Raw genomic sequence first — 20,486 nt, forward strand, 5'->3', positions numbered from 1 at the left:
AGCGCCTGCACACACACTTTCCGCACGCCGTTGCAGAATCGACACAGTCCGTGAGCGGGGCCTTGACCCGCGACCCAAATCGGGTTCCCACAGTGGCGGATGTTTCGGGCGCGGCCATGGCGGCTTGGCCCGACAAGGGAAAAGCATCGCTGATGGCTTTGAAGCCGCTCGCCGAAGACATCGTGACCGCCCTGCGCTTCTATTCGCGCCTGCCGCTGCCGGAATGGGGGGAAGCCCCCCACGCCGCCCCTAATCTGGACCGCCTGGCCTATGCGATTCCGCTGGCGGGCGCGGTGCTGGGGGCGCTGGGCGGGCTGGTGCTGCTGGCAGCCAGCGGGCTGCACCTCTCGCCCTTCCTGTCCGCTGCGCTGGCGGTGACGACGCTCGTGCTCATCACCGGCGCGCTGCAGGAGGATGCCCTTGCCGACACAGCCGACGGGTTCGGCGGCGGGCGCGATCGCGAGAGGCGCCTCGCCATCATGCGCGACAGCCGCGTGGGCTCGTTCGGCGCGACGGCGCTGGTGCTGGCGCTGCTGCTGCGGGTCGGCATCCTCGAAGCCCTCATCGCCCGCGCGGACCCGGGGCGCGCCGCGCTGGCCCTCCTCGCGGCGGCTGCGGCCTCCCGCGCCACCGGCATATTGATGCTGCGCGCTTTGCCCTCCGCGCGGGCGGACGGCGCCTCCGCATCGGTCGGGCAGCCAGCGCCGCGCGCCGCCGTTTCATGCGCCCTGGTCGCCGCCCTGGTTGTGGTGCTGGTGCTGGTGCCGTGCTTCGGCGTCACCACGGCCTTCGCCGGCCTGCTGGCGCCGCTCGCCGTGCTGGCGGTGATGGGCCTCCTCTCGGCCCGCCTGCTGGGCGGGCAGACGGGCGACGTTGCGGGGGCCACCCAGCAGATCAGCGAGATTGTCTTCCTGCTGGCCGTGCTTATCTTTGCGTGAAGCTGAGGTCACCTTCGTGTCGCACCCCTCCTCGTCCGCGCCCATGGCCACGCCTTGCGTGAAGCGCTGCGCGGTGCACCCCACGCACCGCCTGTGCACCGGCTGCGGGCGCAGCCTGCAGGAGATCACCGGGTGGGCCTCCATGTCCGCGAGCGAGCGGCAACGCATCATGTCGGAGCTCGCCGGCCGGCTGGCGCGCGCTGCCGCCCCTGCGGGCTGCTGAGGGCCGGGGGCGACGAAATGGGCTATCGCGGCGATCGCATGCTTTGGGTTCTGCTCATCATCCTGCTGATTGGGCTGGTGGTGCTGGTGGCCCACCACGACCAGGGCGAGGTGGCGGGGCTGAGCCTCGACAAGTTCGGCGCGCTGGTGGCGCTCGGCTCCATCGGCATCTGGATCGGCTCCGGGCTGCTCTCCCGCTTCCAGGGCCGCTTCACCGATGCGGTGCTGGCAGCGGTGTTCTGGCTGCTGCTGGCGGTGCTGCTGGGCGGCGTCTACATCTACCGCCTGCCGCTTCAGGCCTTCGGCGACCGCTTCATGTCCCAGCTGGTGCCCGGCCGGGCGCTGACGGTTTCCGGCGGCGGAGACGTGACGGTGGAGATCGAGCGCGGGGCCGACGGCGACTTTTCGGTGTGGAGCACGGTGAACGGGGCCTCCGTTCACATGCTGGTGGACACCGGCGCCTCGTCCGTGGTGCTGACACAGGAGGACGCCCGCGCCGCCGGCCTGCCCCTGGACTTCATCACCTATGACGTGCCGGTGGACACCGCCAATGGCCGGGTGAAGGCCGCCGCCGTGCAGATCGACAACATCATCGTCGGCGGCATCGTCGAACGGCGGGTGCGAGCCCTGATCTCGCCCCCCGGCGCGCTGCGCAACTCGCTGCTGGGCATGAGCTTCCTCTCGCGCCTGGAAGCGTTCGAGTTCCGGGGCAACCGCCTCATCATGCGCGGCGCCCGCGCGCCCTGATCGCGATCAGATCATCTCCAGCTCGACCTTGCCGGCCGGCGGGGGGAAATCCCGGTCGATCTCCGTGAGATCACCGGCATCGAGCACGATTTCGAGGGCGCGCGCATTGGCCTCCACATGGGCGATGCGAGTCGCCTTGGGAATGGCGATCACGTCCGGCCGGCGCATCACCCACGCCAGCGCCACCTGGAACGCATCCACCCCATGCTTGCGCGCGACGCGCCCCAGCGCCCCCTCACGCGGCAGGCGCCCCTGCTCGATGGGGCTATAGGCCATCACCGGAATGCCGGCCGCCGACAGATAAGGGAAAAGGTCGAACTCCGGTCCGCGCCGGCTGGCATTGTAGAGCACCTGGTTGGCGGCGCAGGCCCCGCCCCCGGCGGCCTTCAGCTCCTCCATGTCCGCGACGTCGAAATTGCTGACGCCCCAATGGCGGATCTTGCCGGCCTGCTGCAGCGTCTCGAAGCCGGCAATGGTTTCACGGAGCGGATGCTCGCCGCGCCAGTGCAGAAGATAAAGGTCGATGCGGTCCGTCCCCATGCGCCGCAGGCTGCGCTCACAGGCGGCCACCACACCGGCGCGGCTCGCATTATGGGGATAGACCTTACTGACGAGGAAAACGCCATCCCGCCGCCCGGCGATGGCCTCGCCCACCACCTCTTCCGCGCCGCCCTCACCATACATCTCGGCGGTGTCGATGAGATCGATCCCGAGATCGAGCCCGGCGCGCAGGGCCGCGACCTCCGCCGCGCGCTGCTCCGCCCGCTCCCCCATGTACCAGGTGCCCTGCCCCAGCGCGGAAACCGTCTCTCCGCCGGGAAGTTGAACCGTCTTGCGCATCTGCCGTCCTCGCCGGGTCGCGAACCATGGCTCCACTGATAGAGCATTGCGGCGATTCCCGAAAAGCACTGCGCCATCGCCGACCGCCCCCCGCCAACGCGCCGCCTAGGGGCCTTCCCCTTTGATGAGACCCTCCAACATGTTCTGGAAAAGCGCCGCCGCGGGCTGCCGATCAGCCTGGGGGGCCCGAAGGCTAAGGGCCTTCAGCCCATCCACCACGGCGACGGCGACGGTGGCCGCCTGTTCCACATCGAGATCGGCACGCACATCGCCGCGCTTCTGCCCCGTCCGCAAGACGTCGGCGATGATGGCGCGCAGGCTGCGGCTGTGCGCCTGAATGATCTCCCCCATGGCCGGATTGCGCGTGCTTTCCGCCAGCATCTCGAAAACAAGTTCCGTTCCGGAATTGGGGCCACTCGGCGCCAGTCGTCCAATCTCGACCACCAGCGCCGCGGCAACATTCCCTTCCAGCGCGGACAAGCCCTCGAACCGTTCGCGCGTCCGGGAGAGCCAGGCCTCGGACAGCGTGGCGATGATCGCGTCCTTGCTCTGGAAGTAATGATAGAGGTGGCCAGGACTGATGCCCGCCTCCTTGCAGATATCCGAGATCGACGCGCCCTTGAGGCCACTGCGCTCGAAACAGCGGTTCGCCGCCGCCAGGATCTCCTGCCGCTTCTCCTCGTGCCGGATGGGGTCGAGCTTACGCATGGGGGTCCTTGAAATTTATTAGAGCGATCGCTCTATCCATATTGACGACGAAGGGAGCCTGCTCGCATTTAAATAGAGCGAGCATTCTAACAATGGAGCTCCCCGATGAAAACCCATCGTCTGGGGCGAAACGGTCCCGAGCTTCCGGCGCTTGGTCTGGGCTGCATGGGCATGTCGCCGCTGCGCCCCCAGCCGGGCCGGCATGACGCAGCACAGGATGGCGAGAGCATCGCCACCATCCAGGCAGCTCTTGATGCAGGCCTGCGGCTGATCAACACCGGCGACTTCTATGGCATGGGCCATAATGAACTCTTGGTGCGGGAGGCCCTGCGCGACCAGCCACTGGGCTCGGACATCAGCCCCCGCGCGGTCAAGAACTTCTGCTCCTACTCGCTGGATCGCCTGGATACCGAGGTTATCGATCTCTACCAGCCCGGCCGCGTCCCAACCTCGGTTCCGATCGAGGATACGATGGGGGCCATCGCGGAGCTGATCCAGGAGGGCAAGGTCCGCCATCTGGGCCTGTCCGAGGTCACCGGCGACCAGCTGCGCCGCGCCCACGCGCTTCATCCCGTGACGGCGGTGAAGCTTGAGTATTCGCTGGCCGGCCGCGCCATCGAGGATGACCTGCTGCCGGTGGCGCGCCAACTCGGCGTCGGCATCGTCGCCTGCAGCGTCGCCGCGCAAGGTCTTCTGGCGGGTGGCATCAATGGGGCCCCTCGCCGCGGACGATCCGCGCAACTGGACGCCGTGGCTGCAGGGCGAAGCGCTGACCGGAAACCCGAAGGTGGTCGCGCGGTTCACCGCGTTCGCGCTGGCGAAAGGCTGGACCCCGACGCAGCTCGCCGCCTGGGTCCTGGCGCAGGGGAAAGACATCGTCGCGCTGGTGGACATGAGCCGGCGTGGCCGCATCGCCGAGAATCTGTCGGCCATGGATATCGACCTGTCGGCGGAGGATCTTGCCGCGCTCGACAGCATGTTCGCGCCCGGCGCCATCGCGGGTGGCCGCGACGCCCCGCAGATCCTTCAGATGTGGCGATCTTGACCAGAAGCCAGGGAGACATTGCATGACCAGCCGCCGATCGGGCTTCACTGCCGCCGACGTTCCGGATCAGTCGGGCAAGTGCTTCGTGGTCACCGGGGCCAATACCGGCCTGGGCTTCGAAGCCTCCCGCGTGCTCGCCGCCCGCGGCGCGCGCATCATTCTCGCCTGCCGCGACGAAGCCAAGGCGAACGCGGCCATCGGCAGGATCGCAGCGGAGGCACCCGGCGCCGATCTTCGTCACCTCCTTTATGATCAGGGGGATATCGACAGCATTCGTCGCGCCGCCGCGGAACTGGTGCGCGAGCCGCGCATCGACGCGCTGGTGAACAATGCCGGCGTGATGGTGCCGCCGCTGATGCGCACGAAACAGGGTTTCGAGCTTCAGTTCGGTGTCAATCACCTCGGGGCCTTTGCGTTCACCGCTCTGCTGCTGCCCAAGCTCGCGCAGACGCCGGGGGCACGGGTCGTGGTCACCGGCAGCGTCGCCCACACCTGGGGCCGGATCGACTGGGACGATCTCAATGCCCACAAGGGTTACAGGAGATGGCCGCGTTACAGCATGAGCAAGCTGGCCAACCTGCTGTTCCTGTTCGAACTCGACCGGCGCCTGCGCGCCGCCGGTTCGCCGGTGACGGCGGTGGGCTGCCATCCGGGCTTCGCCGCCACCGACCTCGGCCGCCACATGCCCGGCATCGGTCTCCTGTGGCCAATCTTCAGCCCCTTCTCGAATTCTGCCGCCATGGGTGCCTGGCCAACCCTGCAGGCCGCCACCGGCGAAATCCGTGCCGGTGCGTATTACGGCCCGCTGGGGTTCCGTGAGATCAGGGGAAGATCCGGCATGGCGCGGCGGGCGCCACAGGCCACCGATGCAGTATCCGCGTGCCGGTTGTGGAACGCCTCGATTGCCATGACGGGCATCGATCCCGGCCTCCCGCCCGCGTGAGCAGCATCACCACCGCACGATGCCGGCGCAAATCCCAATGGCCTTCGCGCCGGGGCTGCCCCCCGCGAGGGCCGTCGTTCCAAGCATCCCGCACGAATTCGCGGCGCGAGAGCGTGTTGCGCACCAGATGGCAACGCCTGGCGATGGGACAGAGGCTGGATTTGAGCGCCCCGCATGGATGCGGATTCTTTGCGCGGGGCGACGACACGCATGTGCGCAGCACGGAACAGGCCTGGTCGTCTTAGCGGGCCGCCCAGAGGTCAGAGCGAATTTCTTCCGCCACCTCGAAGAGTGCCGCCACGCTCCTCCGCCGACGGTACGGGAGAAGGCAGAAGACGTCCTCGTGATGGACGTCGGCGAGCTCGGCCACCTGCAAGCGCACGAGGCCCTCTTGGCGGTTGGTCGCAAGGTCGAACATGAAACCGACGCCGATGCCCTGCGTCACCGCCTCAATCAAGGCTTCCCGGGTGCCGAGCGTCACCACCGGGTCGGCAGCGAGCTTCGCGCGTGACAGCGCCGCTTCCAGCTTGCGCTGGGTGAGCGAGGGCGGCGGCCGGAAGATGACAGGGTGTGCGACGACCTCGGCAAGCGGCAGAGGTTGCGGTCGCCGTGCCAGTGGATGATCGGACGCGACGATTGCGACGACCCGTTGCGACGCGAAGGAGACGGCGACAACGTCATCGTCCTTGGGCGCCTCGGTTGCGATGGCCACATCGCAGCGCCGCTCACGAATGGCTGCGGTCACCTCGCCCCAATTGCCGAAACTCGTGGTGATGCGCACCCCGGGGAAGCGGCGGTGATATTCGGCGATCAGCGCCATCGCCGGATTGGGCGCCCCCACCGCAATGGACAATTCGCCGCTTTTCAGCGCCCGCGATGCGCCGAGAAGGCTCGCCGCCACATCGGCGATGGTGTCGAGCCCATCGGTCTCGGCATAAAGGCTGCGGGCGAGCGCGGTTGGGCGCATGCCTGATCCCGTGCGTTCAAAAAGCAGAACGTCGTGGGCGCGTTCGAGGGCACGGATCTGGGCCGTCACCGCCGGCTGAGTCAGGCCAAGACGGTGGGCCGCTCGGGAAATCGATCCGTCCTTGAAAACGGCATTGAAGGCCCGCAGCTGGGCCCAGCTCGGCAGCTCGCTCGACATGGTTCGATCTCCCCAATTTTCGGGGGCCCATAAATCACTTTTATATCATGTCATCGTGACTGCAAATCAATCTTCTATGCCCCTGGCGACGGAAGGACGCCACATGGCACGTATCGAGATTGACGGCATCGAGAAAAGGTTCGGGCGAACGCCCGTTTTGCGGGGCATCGACCTCGACGTGAAAGCGGGCGAATTCCTGTCCCTGGTCGGTCCATCGGGCTGCGGCAAGTCCACCCTGCTGCGGATCATCGCCGGCCTGACGCGCGAGGATCGCGGCACCATCCGGCTCGCGGGCGCAAGCGTGGACCAGCTGCCGGCACGCGACCGCGACTTCGCCATGGTGTTCCAGAACTACGCGCTCTATCCGCATCTGACGGTCGCCGAGAACATCGCCGTGCCGCTCGTCATGCGCCGGCTGACCGCGGCGCAGCGGCTGCCCTTCGTCGGCCGCCATCTTGCGGGAAGCCGTGCCGCCCGGGCCGCGATCGAGGCCGACGTGACGCGGGTGGCGGAGACGCTGGGCATCACCAAACTGGCCCACCGCCGGCCGGGCGAACTCTCCGGCGGCCAGCGCCAGCGCGTCGCCCTCGGCCGCGCCATGGTGCGGCGGCCGAAGGCTTTTCTGATGGACGAGCCGCTTTCCAATCTCGACGCCAAGCTGCGCGTCGAGATGCGCGCCGAGATCGCGTCGCTCCACCACCGGCTTGAGACCACCTTCGTCTACGTCACCCATGATCAGGCCGAGGCCATGACCATGTCCGACCGGATCGCGGTGATGATGGATGGAGCAATCCTCCAGATCGGCACGCCGGATGAGGTCTATGCCGACCCGGATACGCTCAGCGTCGCCGAGTTCGTCGGCTCGCCGAAGATCAACGTGATCGCCGCCGACGCGGACCTCGCCACGGCACTCGGCCTCGATATCGGGCGTGTTCCCGATCCGCAGGGGCTGCGCCTTGCCTTCCGCGCGGAGGCGGTGGAGCTCGTCGAGGCCGCCGGCGCCCAGCTCTCCGGTTCGATCGTCCACCTCGAGAATTTCGGCAGCGACCTGATGGTCCATGTAGCGACGGCGACCGCTACCGCGCCGCTCCTGGTGCGCCGCGATCCGCACGATCCGCGCCCGCGCATCGGCGAGACCTGGGGGCTCTCGATCCGCCCCGACCGGCTGCTCGCCTTCGACAAGGCCGGGCGGCGGCTGCGCTCTGTGGTGGGGGGAAGGGCATGACCGAGATGTCACGCTCCGCTGCCCTTCCCCGTCAGCCGGTCGAGACCGAGCGCGTGCGCCGTCCGCACGAAGAGCGCGCCGCATGGGGGCTCGTCGCGCCGGCGGCGATGCTCATCATCCTCATCCTGGCGCTGCCCATGGCCGCCGTGGTGGCGCTCTCCCTCACCGATTATCAGCTGGGCGCGGAAGCCTGGCGTTTCGTCGGTGCCGCCAACTATGCCGATCTCGCCGCCGATCCGGTGTTCTGGCGATCGATCGTGAACACCGTGGTCTATGTGGTCGAGGTGGTCGCCGGATCAACCGCCCTGGGCCTCGCCACGGCGCTGATGCTGCAAGGCAGCGGCATTCTCGCGCCCGTCTGGCGGACGGTGTTTTTCCTGCCCGTCATGGCCTCGCTGATCGCCATGGCCATCGTCTGGGAATTCATGCTCCATCCCACCTTCGGCCTCGTGAATGGGATGCTCGGCCTAGTCGGGATCGCCCCGGTCAACTGGCTGCAGAACAGCGCGACCGCGCTTCCCGCCCTCGCCGTCATCGGTATCTGGCAGCAGTTCGGCTTCGCGATGGTGCTGTTCCTGGCCGGCCTCTCGGGCATTCCCCAGGCGCTTTACGACGCCGCCGAGATGGACGGCGCGCCCTCCGCCTGGTCGCGCTTCCGGCTCGTCACCTGGCCGCTGCTCGCGCCGGTGACGCTGTTCGTCGTGGTCATCTCGACCATCCGCTCGTTCCAGGTCTTCGACACCGTGCATGCGCTGACCAAGGGCGGCCCCAACAAGGCGACCGAGGTGCTGCTCTACACCATGTACGCGGAGGGCTTCGAATTCTTCCGCACCGGCCGGGCCGCGGCGATCGCCGTTCTCTTCGTCGCCGCCATGCTGGTGCTGACGCTGACCAAGGTGGTTGTGGTCGAGAAGAGGATTCATCTGAAGTGAGCCGGCTTCCAAAGCTCCCCCGCGGCCTGTCGGTCGCCTCCGTGCTGCGGAACGCGGCGCTTATCGCCCTCGCGGCCGTCACGCTCGCGCCCTTCGTGTGGATGGTCGCCACCTCGCTGAAGGCTCCCGACGAGATCCTGACGCGCGACTTCCACCTCTGGCCGCACCGCTTCTGGGCCGCCGAGAACTATGCCAGCGCCTTCGCCGCGGTGCCCCTCGGGCGCTATCTCCTCAATGGCGTGGTCGTCACCGCGACGATCCTGGCGCTCCAATTGCTGATCGCCGTCCCGGCGGCCTTCGCTCTTTCCAAATCGGAGTTCCGGGGCCGGCGTCTGCTCTTCGGCGCGGTGCTGTTCGGGCTGCTCGTTCCCTACCACGCCATCGCGGTGCCGCTGTTCGTGGGCCTCCACGCCCTTGGGCTGCTCGATACCTATGCCGCCCTGGTGACGCCCTTCGCGATCTCCGTCTTCGGCATCTTCCTGATGCGCCAGTTCTTTCAGGGCATTCCGGGTGAGCTTGTGGATGCGGCGCGGATGGACGGCATGTCGGAACTCGCGATCGTTTGGCGGGTGATGGTTCCGGCAGCGGGACCGGCGATTTCGGCCTTCGCCATCTTTTCGGTGGTGGCCCATTGGAACGACTATTTCTGGCCGCTCGTCGCGGTGTCCTCCGACACGCTCTTCACGCCGCCGCTCGGCGTCGTCGCTTTCCGCAACGACGATGCGGGGACCAGCTACGGCCCCCTCATGGCGGCCGCGACCGTAATCGTGCTGCCGCTCGTCGCCGCCTTTCTCCTCGCCCAGCGCCGCTTCCTCGAAGGCATTGCCTTCGCCGGGTTCAAGTGACGCGCCTTCCCTCCACATCCGCCACAGGGCGCCGGTCCATGCGCTCGCAACACGAGACCCCTTCGATGCACGCGAAACTCTCGCTTTCCGTTCTCACGCTCGGGCTGACGCTCGCCGGTGGCCCGGTCCTCGCCCAGTCGCCGACCGAGATCGTCGTCCAATATCCCTATGGGGACGTCTTCAACGAGACCCATCGGCGCATCGCCGAGGCGTTCGCCGCCGAGCATCCCGACATCGAGGTCACCTTCCGTGCCCCCTACAAGGACTATGAGGACGCCACCCAGCGCATCCTGCGCGAGGCGATGACGGGCACGGGGCCGGACGTCACCTTCCAGGCCTTGAACCGGGTGCGTGCGCTGGCCGACAAGAAGGTGGCCGTGCCGCTCGACGACTTTGTCGCCGCCGAGAAGAACTTCGATGCCGAGGGCTTCCACCAGGCCATGTTCGATGCCGGCTCCATCGGCGGCAAGATCTATGGCGTGCCTTTCGCGGTGTCGCTGCCCATCGCCTATTTCAATCTGGATCTGGTGAAGCTCGCCGGAGGCGATCCCGCCGCGCTGCCGACCACCTGGGATGGCGTCATCAGCCTCGCCGCCAAGATCGAGGGGGGGAAGCCCGGCATTCACGGCATGGTCGCCGAATGGCCCATTTCCGGCAACTGGCTGTTCCAGGCGCTGGTTTTCGACAATGGCGGCACCATGATGAATGGCGATGAAACGCGCGTCGCGTTCGACGGCGAGGCCGGTCGCAAGGCCATCGGCACGCTGGCCCGCATGGTGACCGAGACCAAGACGCCGAACATTTCCGGCAACGATATGCGCACCGCCTTCGCCGCCGGCCAGGTTGGCGTGCTCCTCACCACCACCGCTTATGTGAACACGCTGACCAAGCAGATCGGCGACCGCTTCACCATGAAGACGTCGCCCTTTCCGGGGCTGGTGCCCGGTGTCTCCCGCCTCCCCGCCGGCGGCAACGTCATGATGATCACCGCGACCGATCCCGCCAAGCGCAAGGCGGCCTGGGAGCTCGTCAAGTTCTGGACCGGCGCCCAGGGCGGCGCGATCATGGTCGAAAACACCGGCTACATGGCGCCCAACAAGAAGGCCGCCGACCGTCTGGCCGACTTCTATGCGCGCAACCCGAACCAGTTCACCGCCGTCGCCCAGCTTCCCTACCTCACCAACTGGTACGCCTTCCCCGGCGCCAATGGCCTGAAGATCACCGACGTGATCAAGGACCGGCTGCAGTCGGTGATGGATGGCAGCCGCACCAGCGAGGCAGACGCGGTCCTCACCGACATGGCGAGCGACGTCCAGGCCCTCCTGCCGGCAAAGAACTGACGCCGCATCTCCCCCGGCAACCACCGCCGGGGGAGCTTTGACCTCTCGCCCGGGTTCCTTTCATGATCAAGATCGTCCATCTCAGCGACGCCCACATCGTCGCGGCGCCCCACCGCCTCTATGGCCTCGACCCGCGAGAGCGTCTCGCGCGCACGATCGCCGACATCCAGGCGCGCCATGACGACGCCGACCTTTATGTGGCCACCGGCGATCTCGCCCATTGGGGTGAGGGGGATGCCTACGCCACCTTCGCGGCCGAGTGGGCGCGCGCCGGCCTGCCGGTCGTCTGCCTGATCGGCAACCACGATGACCGCGAGACCTTCAAACGCTCCTTTCCCGGTGCGATGGGCGATGAAAACGGCTTCGTTCAGGGGCATCGGCGGATCGGTGATCTCACCTGCCTCTTCCTCGACACGGTGACACCGGGCCGTCACATCGGAAGCTTCTGCGAAACGCGTCAGGCGTGGCTCGCCGGCGCCCTTGAGGCCACCGTCGGCGATGTCGCGGTCTTCATGCACCATCCGCCGCTTTCCGTCGGGGTGGCGCCCATGGACGCCATCGCGCTGGCCGATGCCGATGCGCTCGCCGCCGTCCTGGAGCCACACCGCGCGCGCATCCGTCACCTGTTTTTCGGGCACCTGCACCGGCCGATCTCGGGCTCATGGCGCGGCTGGTCGTTCTCCGGAACCCGCGGGCTCAACCATCAATTGGCGCTCGACGGGCATTTGCGGATCGACGGGCGGGCGGCCTCGGACGACATCGTGGGCAGCCGTGAACCGCCGGGCTATGCGGTTATCCTCATCGACGATCAATCGCTCGTCGTCCATTTCGTTGACGTGACCGACGAGGATGCCCGGTTCTCACTCATTGCCGAAGAGACCGTGGGCCGCTCCTACGCGCTCGGCACGAGCGCCGAATGAACCGGGCCCCCTCATTCTCCCAGCCCTCAACGCTTGAACAGGCCCGCGCGCGGATCGCCACTGCCCGCGTCGTGCTTTGCGATGTGGACGGCTGCCTGGTCGAGAGCGAGGCCCCCTGCCCGGGCGCGATCGATTTCGTCGCCCGGATGGGCGAGCGGCTGCGTCTTGTCACCAACAATTCGACGGACGTCGCTGTCACCCTCTCCGCGCGGCTGGCGGCGATCGGCCTGGACGTGCCGGCGGAACGCTGCTTCCTTGCCGGAGAGCTGGCGACCGAGCACGTGGCGCGGCACTATTCCGGCGCCCGCGTGATGATCCTCGCCACCGCCGCCATCCGCGCGGAGGCAGCGCGCCGCGGGCTTGAGGTAGCGAGCGTGCAGCCGGACGTGGTGCTGCTGTGCAACGATCCCGCCTTCGATGCCGGACATCTCCAGCGCGTCGTCGATGCCGCGCATCACGGCGTGCCGATCATCGTCGCGAACCCCGATCGCTGGCGCCCCGATCGCTCCGGCCGCCCCCTGATCGAGACGGGAGCCTTTCTGGCGGCCCTGCGCGCGGCAGTCCCGCATGCCGCGGTCACGGTCGTCGGGAAGCCTGAACCGACCATCTTCCACGCCGCCCTTGCCGGCATCGACCCGCGTGACGCCGTGATGATCGGCGACAACCACGAAACCGATCTCGTGGGCGCCGAAGCGATCGGGACGATGGGGATCCAGATCGGACGCGGCGGCCACGCGGTCGCCGCCGATCTGAACGCTCTGCGATAAGGGCGGAAGCACGCCTTCTCTCCGCGACCAAACGGATGCGCCAGCCCGCGGCCCGCAAACCGGTCCCCCGACCGCTGGATCAATGGGTCGGCGGCGCCCGGGGCACTGAGCGGTCACGGGGTGAGGGGCAATCTCCCCAGTCCCAGCGCCGGCGGTGCGGCGGGCGGAAGCGCGGCCGCGCTCGCATCGGGCCAAACGGTGACCACGCTGCCGTCCGCCCGCACAAACAGGGCGACAAGGCCGAGGCGCCGGGCCAGCGCGGGGCCGTGCTCCGCGCCCGTCACCAGAAGGGCTGTGGCCCATGCGTCGGCGGCCATGCAGGTTTCGGCCAGCACGGTGACGGCGGCGAGGTCCGCGTCAAGCGGCACCCCGCGGCGCGGGTCCATGGTGTGGGAGGCGGTCCGCTCCCCCACCCGCGCCCGATGACGATAGCCACCCGAGGTGGCCACGGCCGCGCCCGAGAGCTCCAGGATGCCGAGGATCTCGCGTGCGCCGGCATCAGGCTTCTCCTGGGCGACCGTCCAGGGGCGGCCATCGGGCTTGCGCCCCTCAGCGCGCATCTCGCCATCAATGCCCACCAGCCAGGAGGAGAGGCCCGCCGCGCCCATCACCCGCGCCAGCTCGTCCACCCCGAAGCCCTTGGCGATACCCGAGAGGTCGAGCCGCAGCGGGCCGAGACGCCGGGCCCGGCCGCCAAGGGGATCGAGCTGGAGCGTCTTGGGCGCCGCAAAGGCGGGGCGGCCTTCGCACGCGGCGATCCGGAGCGGATCGGGGGTGCGGGCGCCGCCGCCGAAGCCCCAAGCCCGCACCAGATCGCCCACGCCAATGTCGAACGCCCCCTCCGACAGGCGGCCAATCTCCAAGGCGGTGGCGAGCACCGCCATGAGCGCCTTGGGGACGGGCATCCACTGGCCAACGGGCGCGGCGTTGAGGCGTTCGAGGTCGGAATCGGCGCGCCAGGTGGACATTTGCTGCTCCACACGGTCCACCGCCGCCTGCAGGTCGCGCTCGAGCGCTCCGGCATCGAAGCCTTCCGCGGCCCAGAAGACGCAGGACCAGCGCGAGCCCATGGCGGGACCGTTCAGGGCATGGCGGCGCAAGGGGATGGGAGCCGTTTCAGTAGACATCTTCCACATACCGTCCATGGGTCTTGAGGGTGGCGAGGTCGAGGCCGAGCGGATGCACGATGGGATCGAGCGCCCGGCGCACCGCTTCAGCCATGTCGCGCCCGCCGCAAACCAGGATCTGGGCACCCTGGCGGATCAGCTCCCGCAGGCGCGGCGCATCGGCGGCAATGCGGTCCTGCACATAGGCGCTCCCGGCCGGAGCGCGCGAGAAGGCGGTGGAAAGCGAGGTGAGGCGCTTTTCCGCCAGATGCCGGGCCAGCTCGTGCTCATAGAGGAAATCGGAAGACGGGCTACGGCCGCCCCAATACAGGTGCACCGGCCGCCCCGGCGCATTGGCCCGCACGAAGCCAGCAAGGGGCCCGATGCCCGCTCCGGCGCCGATGAGGATGAGCGGCATGCGCCCTTCGGCGGGGTGGAAGGTGGGGTTGGTGCGGATGAAGGCATCAACCTCGTCGCCCGCCTTGAGCCCATGGAGGAAGCTGGAGCACAGCCCCCCTTCGCGCAGCCGCACACAGATCTCCGCCATGCCGTCCCGGGTGGAGGACGCCAGCGAATAGAAGCGCGGCATGGCGCTGCCCGGCGGCACGATGGCCAGAAGATCCCCCGCTTCGAACTCCGGCAGGGGGGACGCGTGCCCCCTGCTCTGAGGCATGCGGAAGCGCAGGATGGCCACGGGAGCCCCGACCGCCGCCCCGTAATCCTCCCGCTCCACCAGCGTCAAGACCTGGGTCTTCGGTGTCTCGGCGATGTGCGTGAGGGTCAGCTCGTGGCCGAGCGCCGCGCCGAGGTCCTGCCCCCATTGGGCGAACTCCTGGGCCGAACGCCGATCGATGCGCTTCATGGGCATAAGCAGTGGCCAGCCCTTGGCCTGCAGCGCGCCCGCCACATCCTCCGCAAAGCCACAGAAACGCGGGAAGCTGCGATCGCCGAAGCCGAGCACGGCGACGGGCACCTTGCCCTCAAGCCCCGAGAGACGGGAGAGGAAGGCAGCAGCGGACGCGGGCGCCGCGCCGTCGCCATGGGTGGCGGCAAGGATCAGCATGCGCTCAGCCTTCAGGTGCTCCGGCCCGATTTCACTCATGGCGGCGGTGTGGACATGGTGGCCGGCGGCCGTGAGGGCCTTGTGGAGCGTTCCGGCGAAGCCCCAGGTGGAATTGGCTTCACTGCCCACCAGGATCACCGTGTCGGCCGCGCGCACGGGAACATTGGCCACGATGCGCGGCCTGGCCGCGCGCCTGCGCACCCACATAACGATGCCGGTGCCGCTCAGCACAGGAACTGCAAGGGCCGAAAGGCCGAGAAGCAGCCCCAGCAGCCAGGCCCCGCCGCGCCCCGTATGGAGCATGCGGAAAACGCCATCGAGGCGTTCCAGCGCGGAAGCGGGGGTGAAGGCGAGCTGGTCGCCCGTCGCCGGATCGATCACGGCCTCGCCCGCAGCGGTGCGCAGCACATAAGTGCCGGTGGCATCTCCCGCAGCGGGGAATGTCAGCTCGCGAAGCTCCGAAAGCTTGGTGCCTCTGAGCGCCGAAAGGCTGCCCACGGGGGCCGGTGCGCCGCCGCTGGCGGTGACCTCAGCCACGGGCGCCTGCGGCTGCGGAATGAGGCCAAACGTTCCCGCGGACATCCAAAGGCCCGTCAGGGAAGAAACGATGAGGCCCACAGTCGCGAGGCGGCCCAATTCGCCATGCCAGCGCTGGGCTGGTGTGCCCCGGATGGGCCGCAGCAGCGCCCGCGCCCCGCCAAGCCGGCGAGCGAGCAGGACAAGGCCCGACACGCTCAGCGCCAGCATGGCGAAGGCACCGGCACCGGCCGCCACCCGCCCCGCGTCGCCCATGAGGAAGGCGCGGTGCAGATTGGTGATGAAGCGCGTGGTTTCCGACACCTGATAGGGCCCGAGCCCCGCCCCGGTGGCCGGGTCCAGCCGCTCGACGCCGCGCGCGTCCGCGTCCTCGAAGGCCACGGTGAAGGTGCCATCCGCCCGCATGCGGATGGTATCGACAGACTGATGGCGCGCCGCCACGGCCTCCGCGAGGGCGGCCACGCTCATATTCCCGGGGATGGCGGGCGCCGCCATCCGGTCCATGGCCGGCTGGACGGAGAGCACGACGCCCGTGATGGCGATGAAGGACAGGCCGAGCGCTAGCACAACGCCCGGCAGCCCATGAAGACGGCGTAGCATTGAAAGTCTTCCCAGAAGATCAGAAAGTGACGCTGAAGGACTTCACATAGCCCTTGCCGGCAACAGGCTTGCCGGACGCGGCGGCCTCAAGGGGCACCACCACCTCGGAAGGATTGTCCATCCCGTCTTCCACGGCGGTGTCCACATGCACCTTGAAGCCCGCGTCGATCATGGCATCCGCGAGGTCGAGGCTGATCTTCAGCGTTTTCCCGGAGCCGATGCTGGCGCCGGTGATGCCGTCGATCTCCGTGGCCCGCCCGCCGGAGGCGCGCTGCCAGTCGGAGAGATGGCGATAGTATTTCGCCTTGTCGCCCGCCATCCAGAGCGTGCCCTTATAGGCCCCGGCAGCATCGGTAACGTAGAGCACCACATAGGCACCGTTGCCGCCATAATTCTTCAGCGTGGTCTCGAACGTGACCTGCCTGGCCTCGGCGAGCACCGGCGTCACGAGCGCGGCGGTGGCCGCCAGCGCGGGAAGAGCGAATTTCATCGGGAATTTCCTTGACGATGGGACGAACAGCCGAAGGCTCACTGCACCTCGACCTTGGGCCGGGCCTTGCCCTGGAACAGGCCATTGTCGGGCACCGGCGCGTTCGGATCGCTCGGGCCGCTCTGCGGCAGGGCGCTGCGACCGCGGTGGCCGTCGTCATCCTCATCGTCGTCGTCATCGTCGTGATGGCGGCGCTTGGACGAGGCATCGTCGCGATCCTTGCGGTGGTCGCTTTCAGCGAGGCGCTGCCAATGGCTGCCATCGCGGTCCCCGTGCTCGAAACGGCTCTCGGAATGGCGGGCGAAATGGTCAGCCCCAGCGGCGGCGAGGGCCACGCCCACGCCGGCGGTGGACAAAAGGATGGCTGCGCCGATCAGCGTGCGCGTCTTCATTGGGGGGCTCCCGGTTCGTTTTGACCGGCCCACGTTCCCGCACCCACCTGACGGCGACCTGAACCCAAGGCGGATCGGCGTTCAGCTTGGTGTCAGGTTCGCGCCAGCCCGCGTGAATGGCACCCATCGGCACCACTGCGACGGTCCCGAGGGTCGCTCCCGCATCCACCTCCTGGATTCGCAAGGCGAACAGCCCCAAGCGGCTCTGAGGCACGAACTGGGGTGACCGTAGTCCACCTGAGGACATCCAGGTGGACCCTCGTTCTGGCAAATTCACGACGACCAGAACACGAAGCGCCCGTTTCGACGTCCAATGACCCGGGGCCGTAGCGGCAATCTGGCAAGTTAGCGAGTCGTACAGCCGCTGATCCAGCTCAGGTACGCAACCCCAAACCCCGGGATCACCCCAGGGAGCGCCCCGCCGAGACTGGGCTCCTTTTTATTTTCAAAGAGATATGGCGGAAGGGGTGGGATTCGAACCCACGGTGGGCTTGCACCCACGGCGGTTTTCAAGACCGCTGCCTTAAACCACTCGGCCACCCTTCCTGCGCCGCGGTAAGCAGTCGGGCTCTTAGCAAATGCGTGGCGTATCCGTCGAGGCCTCGCCTCCGCGCACCCCCACTTTTGCCGTCTCGGGAGTGCCGGCGGCTCAGCTCGCGCCTTCGATCAGCCACGATCTGTTTACCATTCCGTCGCGCCCGCCCCATTTTCGCCGCCTTTCGTGTTCTTCTTTGCCCAGCGTGCGGGGTGTTCGACTGCGCCGCGCGAAGGTACTTGCCTCAGGCCTCTAGCTTTGTGGCATAGTGCGAAACGGCATGGCGATAACCGGGGGCAAGCCGCGGATGAGCAAAAGGCGCGCGTCGAACGATCTGGCGAATGCAGCGGGCGGCCAGCCCATGGCACCCGTCGCAGCCTCTTCGTGGCGTGGCTTCATGTTGCTTATCGGTGGCGCCTTGGTCGGCCTTTCGCTGGCAGGTTGCAGCGCGGTTGAAACGGCAAACAACCGACTGGACCCTACTTACGGCGTGGAGGTCAGCCCCAGGGTTGTCGCCGACGGGCAGCCTGTTCCCAAGGGCGGCGGCTCCTACAAGGTAGGCAAGCCCTACCAAGTGGCCGGAAAGACCTATTATCCGGCAGAAGATCCTGATTATGTCGCGGAAGGCACAGCGTCTTGGTACGGGCGGGATTTCCACGGCCGCAAGACCGCTAATGGCGAAGTCTTCGATATGGCTTCGATTTCCGTCGCGCATCGCACCCTGCCGATGCCGTCCTATGTCCGCGTCACGAATCTTGCCAATAAGCGCTCCATCATCGCCCGAGTGAACAATCGCGGTCCCTACGTGAAGGGGCGCCTGGTCGATGTTTCCTACCACACCGCCGAACTCCTGGGCTTCGCCAAATACGGCGTGGCGAAGGTGCGGGTGGAATATGTGGGGCGCGCCCCGCTCGACGGTTCCGACGACACCAAGCTTGCCATGACACTGCGCCAGGATGGCGGCCCCGCCCAGGCCCCGGCTGATTCTGGCATCATGGTTGCCTCGGCTAAGCCGTTTGTTCCGAATATTCCTGAGGCTGTGCCCACCACAGCGTCGGAAGCCCCGCTGCCGCTCAGCCGGCCCTATGACCTTGGGGCGGATGACCAGGTGCAAGTGGCCGCGGCCGAAGAGGAAGCGGCGCCGGTGCCCGCGCGGGCGGCCGCGACAAAGAACACGACGAACTCCAAGGGCGCGGCCGCCAAGCCGAACGGCTCCACCAAGGTGGCCGACGCGAAGGCCTCGTCGCACTCGGGCGCCGACAAGTCTGCGGCCGCGAAGCCCGCTCCGGCCCGCGCCGGCTCTGGAGCGATGTCGCCGTCGGCCGTCGCGGCCACGGTGCCGCAGCCGCGTGCGGTGAATGTCGCTTCCAACGGGTGGTCGACCGGGCCGGCTGCAGTCAGCGGGCTGGGATTTGCCGGCGTTTCGGCGTCTGGCAACTAAGCTCTTCTTCCCGGCTCCAGTCACGACAAGCAGGGCTCATCGGAACGACGCATCCGGCGAGGGTCCTATCTGTTCGCCTTACCCTACATTGACAAAGGTGAAGGCTGCGCGCGGATAGCGCGGGCCGTTGATTGAGCGGCTTTCGCAGATGGCCGCGCGCAAAGGTCCCGGCAAAAGGGAGAGGCCTCTCCTCTCAACGCCGAGGAACCGAGACAGCCACCCTTCGAATCACGGTGCCCATCTCGACCCGCGGAACCGTGAGACGTGCCGACGCGCCTGCCCCTCGAAACACCTGCTCATCGCGGCGGCCGCTGCGTGCCACGGCGCGGCCGCAGAGCCGGTGCGGGAAGGAAGCCCGCCAAAGCCATGATCGGGAGCACCTCCCCAATTCCGTGAAGTGGCGAAATGTTCTAGACAGCTGCGGTGATGGGGTTGCCGGCGGGGTCCCTGGCCGCATGCCACAAGCCAGCCATGCGCCGGGCGCCGCCTCCAACCGGGATCATGCGCCACCAACGTGTGATAAGGACGACGCGATCATTCCCGAAGACATCGCATTTCCCGAGACATCGCACTGGACGCTGTCATCCTCCCGCCCATCTCCGTGCTCATGAGTTCGTCCCGCGCCGCTGGTGTCGCGGCAGTCTCTCTGTGGCCATCGTTGATAGAGCCCACCCCATGCGCTTTCTGATCACCGGCACGGCCGGCTTCATCGGCTTTCACCTCGCCAGACGGCTGCTGGGAGAAGGGCATCGGGTCGTCGGCTTTGACGGCATGACCCCCTATTATGATGTGCGACTGAAGGAAGCCCGGCACGCCATTCTCGCCCGCTTCGAGGCGTTTCAGCCCGTGCTGGGCCAGTTGGAGGATGCCGAGGCCCTCGCCGCCGCGGCGGAACTCGCACAGCCGGAGGTGATCATTCACCTCGCGGCCCAGGCGGGCGTCCGCTACAGCCTTGAAAATCCCAAGGCGTATGTGGATTCCAACCTGCTCGGCACCTGGAATGTGCTGGAGGTGGCGAAGCGCTGGCAGGTGCAGCACCTTTTGAGCGCATCCAGCAGTTCCGTGTACGGCGCCAGCCAGAAAGTGCCGTTCGAGGAAGCCGACAAGGTGGACGAGCCGCTAACGCTTTATGCCGCCACCAAAAAGGCCGGCGAGCTGATGGCGCACAGCTATGCCCATCTGTGGAAGATGCCCATCACCGCCTTTCGCTTCTTCACGGTCTATGGCCCCTGGGGGCGGCCGGACATGGCGCTGTTCAAGTTCGTCTCCGCCATTCTGAAGGGGCAGCCCATAGAGATCTATGGGCAGGGCCAGATGCGGCGGGATTTCACCTATGTGGACGACCTCATCGAAGCCGTTGTGCGCCTCATCCCCATCGCCCCTGGTGAGCACAACAGGGTCACCGCGCCGGGCGTGAGCGATTCCCTTTCCCATCAGGGGCCCTATCGGGTGGTGAATATCGGCGGAGGCCAGCCGGTGGGGCTGCTTCCCTTCATCGACACCATCGAGGCGGCCGTGGGCATCCCCGCCATTCGCAAGATGCTGCCCATGCAGAAAGGTGATGTGCCACAGACCTACGCCTCGCCGGAGCTGCTTCGCGCCCTGACACAGCATGTGCCCGCCACCAGCGTCGACCAGGGCGTGAAGTCGTTCGTTGCGTGGTACCGGGACTATTACGGCGTTTGAACGCCGTAGCCGGGCATGGA

20 protein-coding genes, 1 tRNA gene and 1 pseudogene are annotated in these 20,486 nt (G+C 67.6%); 14 read left to right on the forward strand and 8 right to left on the reverse strand.

Translation table 11 applies throughout. From position 1 onward, the window contains the following. Positions 1-152 precede the first annotated feature (152 nt). Genes cobS through V5F26_RS14800 form a run of 3 tightly spaced genes read left to right on the forward strand, consistent with a single transcriptional unit; the run spans position 153 to position 1,907 of the window. Positions 153-938, forward strand: a complete 786-nt coding sequence (gene cobS, locus V5F26_RS14790; RefSeq protein WP_394056741.1) for an adenosylcobinamide-GDP ribazoletransferase — start codon at positions 153-155, stop codon at positions 936-938. 16 nt (positions 939-954) lie between these two features. Continuing rightward, complete coding sequence (locus tag V5F26_RS14795) at positions 955-1,161, forward strand: DUF1289 domain-containing protein (protein ID WP_509210512.1); 207 nt, start codon at positions 955-957, stop codon at positions 1,159-1,161. A 38-nt stretch (positions 1,162-1,199) separates the two neighbouring features. After that, complete coding sequence (locus tag V5F26_RS14800) at positions 1,200-1,907, forward strand: retropepsin-like aspartic protease family protein (protein WP_234050496.1); 708 nt, start codon at positions 1,200-1,202, stop codon at positions 1,905-1,907. A 6-nt stretch (positions 1,908-1,913) separates the two neighbouring features. On the opposite strand, the gene V5F26_RS14805 is transcribed toward V5F26_RS14800, so the two are convergent. Beyond that, positions 1,914-2,747, reverse strand: a complete 834-nt coding sequence (locus V5F26_RS14805) for an aldo/keto reductase (protein WP_394946301.1) — start codon at positions 2,745-2,747, stop codon at positions 1,914-1,916. Positions 2,748-2,852: 105 nt separating this feature from the next. Beyond that, positions 2,853-3,455 carry a TetR/AcrR family transcriptional regulator gene (locus V5F26_RS14810; RefSeq protein ID WP_394056735.1) on the reverse strand — a complete coding sequence of 201 codons (603 nt, stop codon included), beginning with the start codon at positions 3,453-3,455 and terminating at the stop codon, positions 2,853-2,855. Between the two features lie 171 nt (positions 3,456-3,626). On the opposite strand from V5F26_RS14810, the pseudogene V5F26_RS14815 reads away from it, so the two are divergent. The 3 genes and pseudogenes from V5F26_RS14815 to V5F26_RS14825 form a co-directional block, all read left to right on the forward strand. Next, a pseudogene (locus V5F26_RS14815) lies at positions 3,627-4,109 on the forward strand (aldo/keto reductase); the annotation flags it as partial. Between the two features lie 55 nt (positions 4,110-4,164). After that, on the forward strand, positions 4,165-4,500 hold the full coding sequence (locus tag V5F26_RS14820; RefSeq protein WP_394946302.1) for an aldo/keto reductase: 336 nt from the start codon (positions 4,165-4,167) through the stop codon (positions 4,498-4,500). A 22-nt stretch (positions 4,501-4,522) separates the two neighbouring features. Continuing rightward, entirely contained in the window at positions 4,523-5,443 is a 921-nt protein-coding gene (locus V5F26_RS14825; protein WP_394946303.1) for an oxidoreductase, read from the forward strand. 241 nt (positions 5,444-5,684) lie between these two features. Here V5F26_RS14825 and V5F26_RS14830 read toward each other — a convergent pair whose 3' ends face one another. Continuing rightward, complete coding sequence (locus V5F26_RS14830) at positions 5,685-6,587, reverse strand: LysR family transcriptional regulator (protein WP_394056730.1); 903 nt, start codon at positions 6,585-6,587, stop codon at positions 5,685-5,687. Between V5F26_RS14830 and V5F26_RS14835 the strand changes: the two genes are divergently transcribed. The 6 genes from V5F26_RS14835 (at position 6,532) to V5F26_RS14860 (ending at position 12,616) form a co-directional block, all read left to right on the forward strand. Beyond that, complete coding sequence (locus tag V5F26_RS14835; RefSeq protein ID WP_509210513.1) at positions 6,532-7,812, forward strand: ATP-binding cassette domain-containing protein; 1,281 nt, start codon at positions 6,532-6,534, stop codon at positions 7,810-7,812. The two genes, V5F26_RS14830 and V5F26_RS14835, sit on opposite strands and share 56 nt — an antisense overlap. Then, entirely contained in the window at positions 7,809-8,744 is a 936-nt protein-coding gene (locus tag V5F26_RS14840) for a carbohydrate ABC transporter permease (RefSeq protein WP_394946305.1), read from the forward strand. The genes V5F26_RS14835 and V5F26_RS14840 overlap by 4 nt, the downstream gene beginning before the upstream one ends. Further along, entirely contained in the window at positions 8,741-9,589 is an 849-nt protein-coding gene (locus tag V5F26_RS14845; protein WP_234050503.1) for a carbohydrate ABC transporter permease, read from the forward strand. Before V5F26_RS14840 ends, V5F26_RS14845 begins: the two co-directional genes overlap by 4 nt. Before the next feature lie 65 nt (positions 9,590-9,654). Then, on the forward strand, positions 9,655-10,929 hold the full coding sequence (locus tag V5F26_RS14850; protein WP_394946306.1) for an ABC transporter substrate-binding protein: 1,275 nt from the start codon (positions 9,655-9,657) through the stop codon (positions 10,927-10,929). Positions 10,930-10,991: 62 nt separating this feature from the next. After that, a complete protein-coding gene (locus V5F26_RS14855) occupies positions 10,992-11,849 on the forward strand; it encodes a metallophosphoesterase (protein ID WP_394946307.1) in 858 nt (285 codons plus the stop codon). After that, positions 11,846-12,616: an HAD-IIA family hydrolase gene (locus V5F26_RS14860; protein ID WP_394946308.1), complete on the forward strand. Its 771-nt coding sequence runs from the start codon at positions 11,846-11,848 to the stop codon at positions 12,614-12,616. Before V5F26_RS14855 ends, V5F26_RS14860 begins: the two co-directional genes overlap by 4 nt. Before the next feature lie 113 nt (positions 12,617-12,729). Here the strand turns inward: V5F26_RS14860 and V5F26_RS14865 are convergent, their stop codons facing one another. The 5 genes from V5F26_RS14865 to V5F26_RS14885 form a co-directional block, all read right to left on the reverse strand. Continuing rightward, positions 12,730-13,752 (reverse strand): FAD:protein FMN transferase, encoded by a 1,023-nt coding sequence (locus tag V5F26_RS14865; protein WP_394946310.1) that lies wholly within the window; start codon positions 13,750-13,752, stop codon positions 12,730-12,732. After that, a complete protein-coding gene (locus V5F26_RS14870) occupies positions 13,733-15,922 on the reverse strand; it encodes a PepSY domain-containing protein (RefSeq protein WP_394946311.1) in 2,190 nt (729 codons plus the stop codon). Before V5F26_RS14870 ends, V5F26_RS14865 begins: the two co-directional genes overlap by 20 nt. 19 nt (positions 15,923-15,941) lie before the next feature. Then, positions 15,942-16,412, reverse strand: coding sequence for a DUF2271 domain-containing protein (locus V5F26_RS14875; protein WP_394056717.1), 471 nt, complete (start codon positions 16,410-16,412; stop codon positions 15,942-15,944). A 38-nt stretch (positions 16,413-16,450) separates the two neighbouring features. After that, positions 16,451-16,804 (reverse strand): hypothetical protein, encoded by a 354-nt coding sequence (locus V5F26_RS14880; protein ID WP_394056715.1) that lies wholly within the window; start codon positions 16,802-16,804, stop codon positions 16,451-16,453. 456 nt (positions 16,805-17,260) lie between these two features. Beyond that, positions 17,261-17,350 (reverse strand) — tRNA-Ser (locus V5F26_RS14885). Positions 17,351-17,619: 269 nt separating this feature from the next. Between V5F26_RS14885 and V5F26_RS14890 the strand changes: the two genes are divergently transcribed. Both V5F26_RS14890 and V5F26_RS14895 read left to right on the forward strand, forming a co-directional pair. Further along, positions 17,620-18,780, forward strand: coding sequence for a septal ring lytic transglycosylase RlpA family protein (locus V5F26_RS14890; RefSeq protein WP_394946313.1), 1,161 nt, complete (start codon positions 17,620-17,622; stop codon positions 18,778-18,780). A gap of 675 nt (positions 18,781-19,455) precedes the next feature. Beyond that, positions 19,456-20,466 (forward strand): NAD-dependent epimerase/dehydratase family protein, encoded by a 1,011-nt coding sequence (locus V5F26_RS14895; RefSeq protein WP_394056670.1) that lies wholly within the window; start codon positions 19,456-19,458, stop codon positions 20,464-20,466. The last annotated feature ends 20 nt before the right edge of the window (positions 20,467-20,486 follow it).

Source organism: Xanthobacter variabilis (genome assembly GCF_043831965.2).
GTDB lineage: Bacteria > Pseudomonadota > Alphaproteobacteria > Rhizobiales > Xanthobacteraceae > Xanthobacter.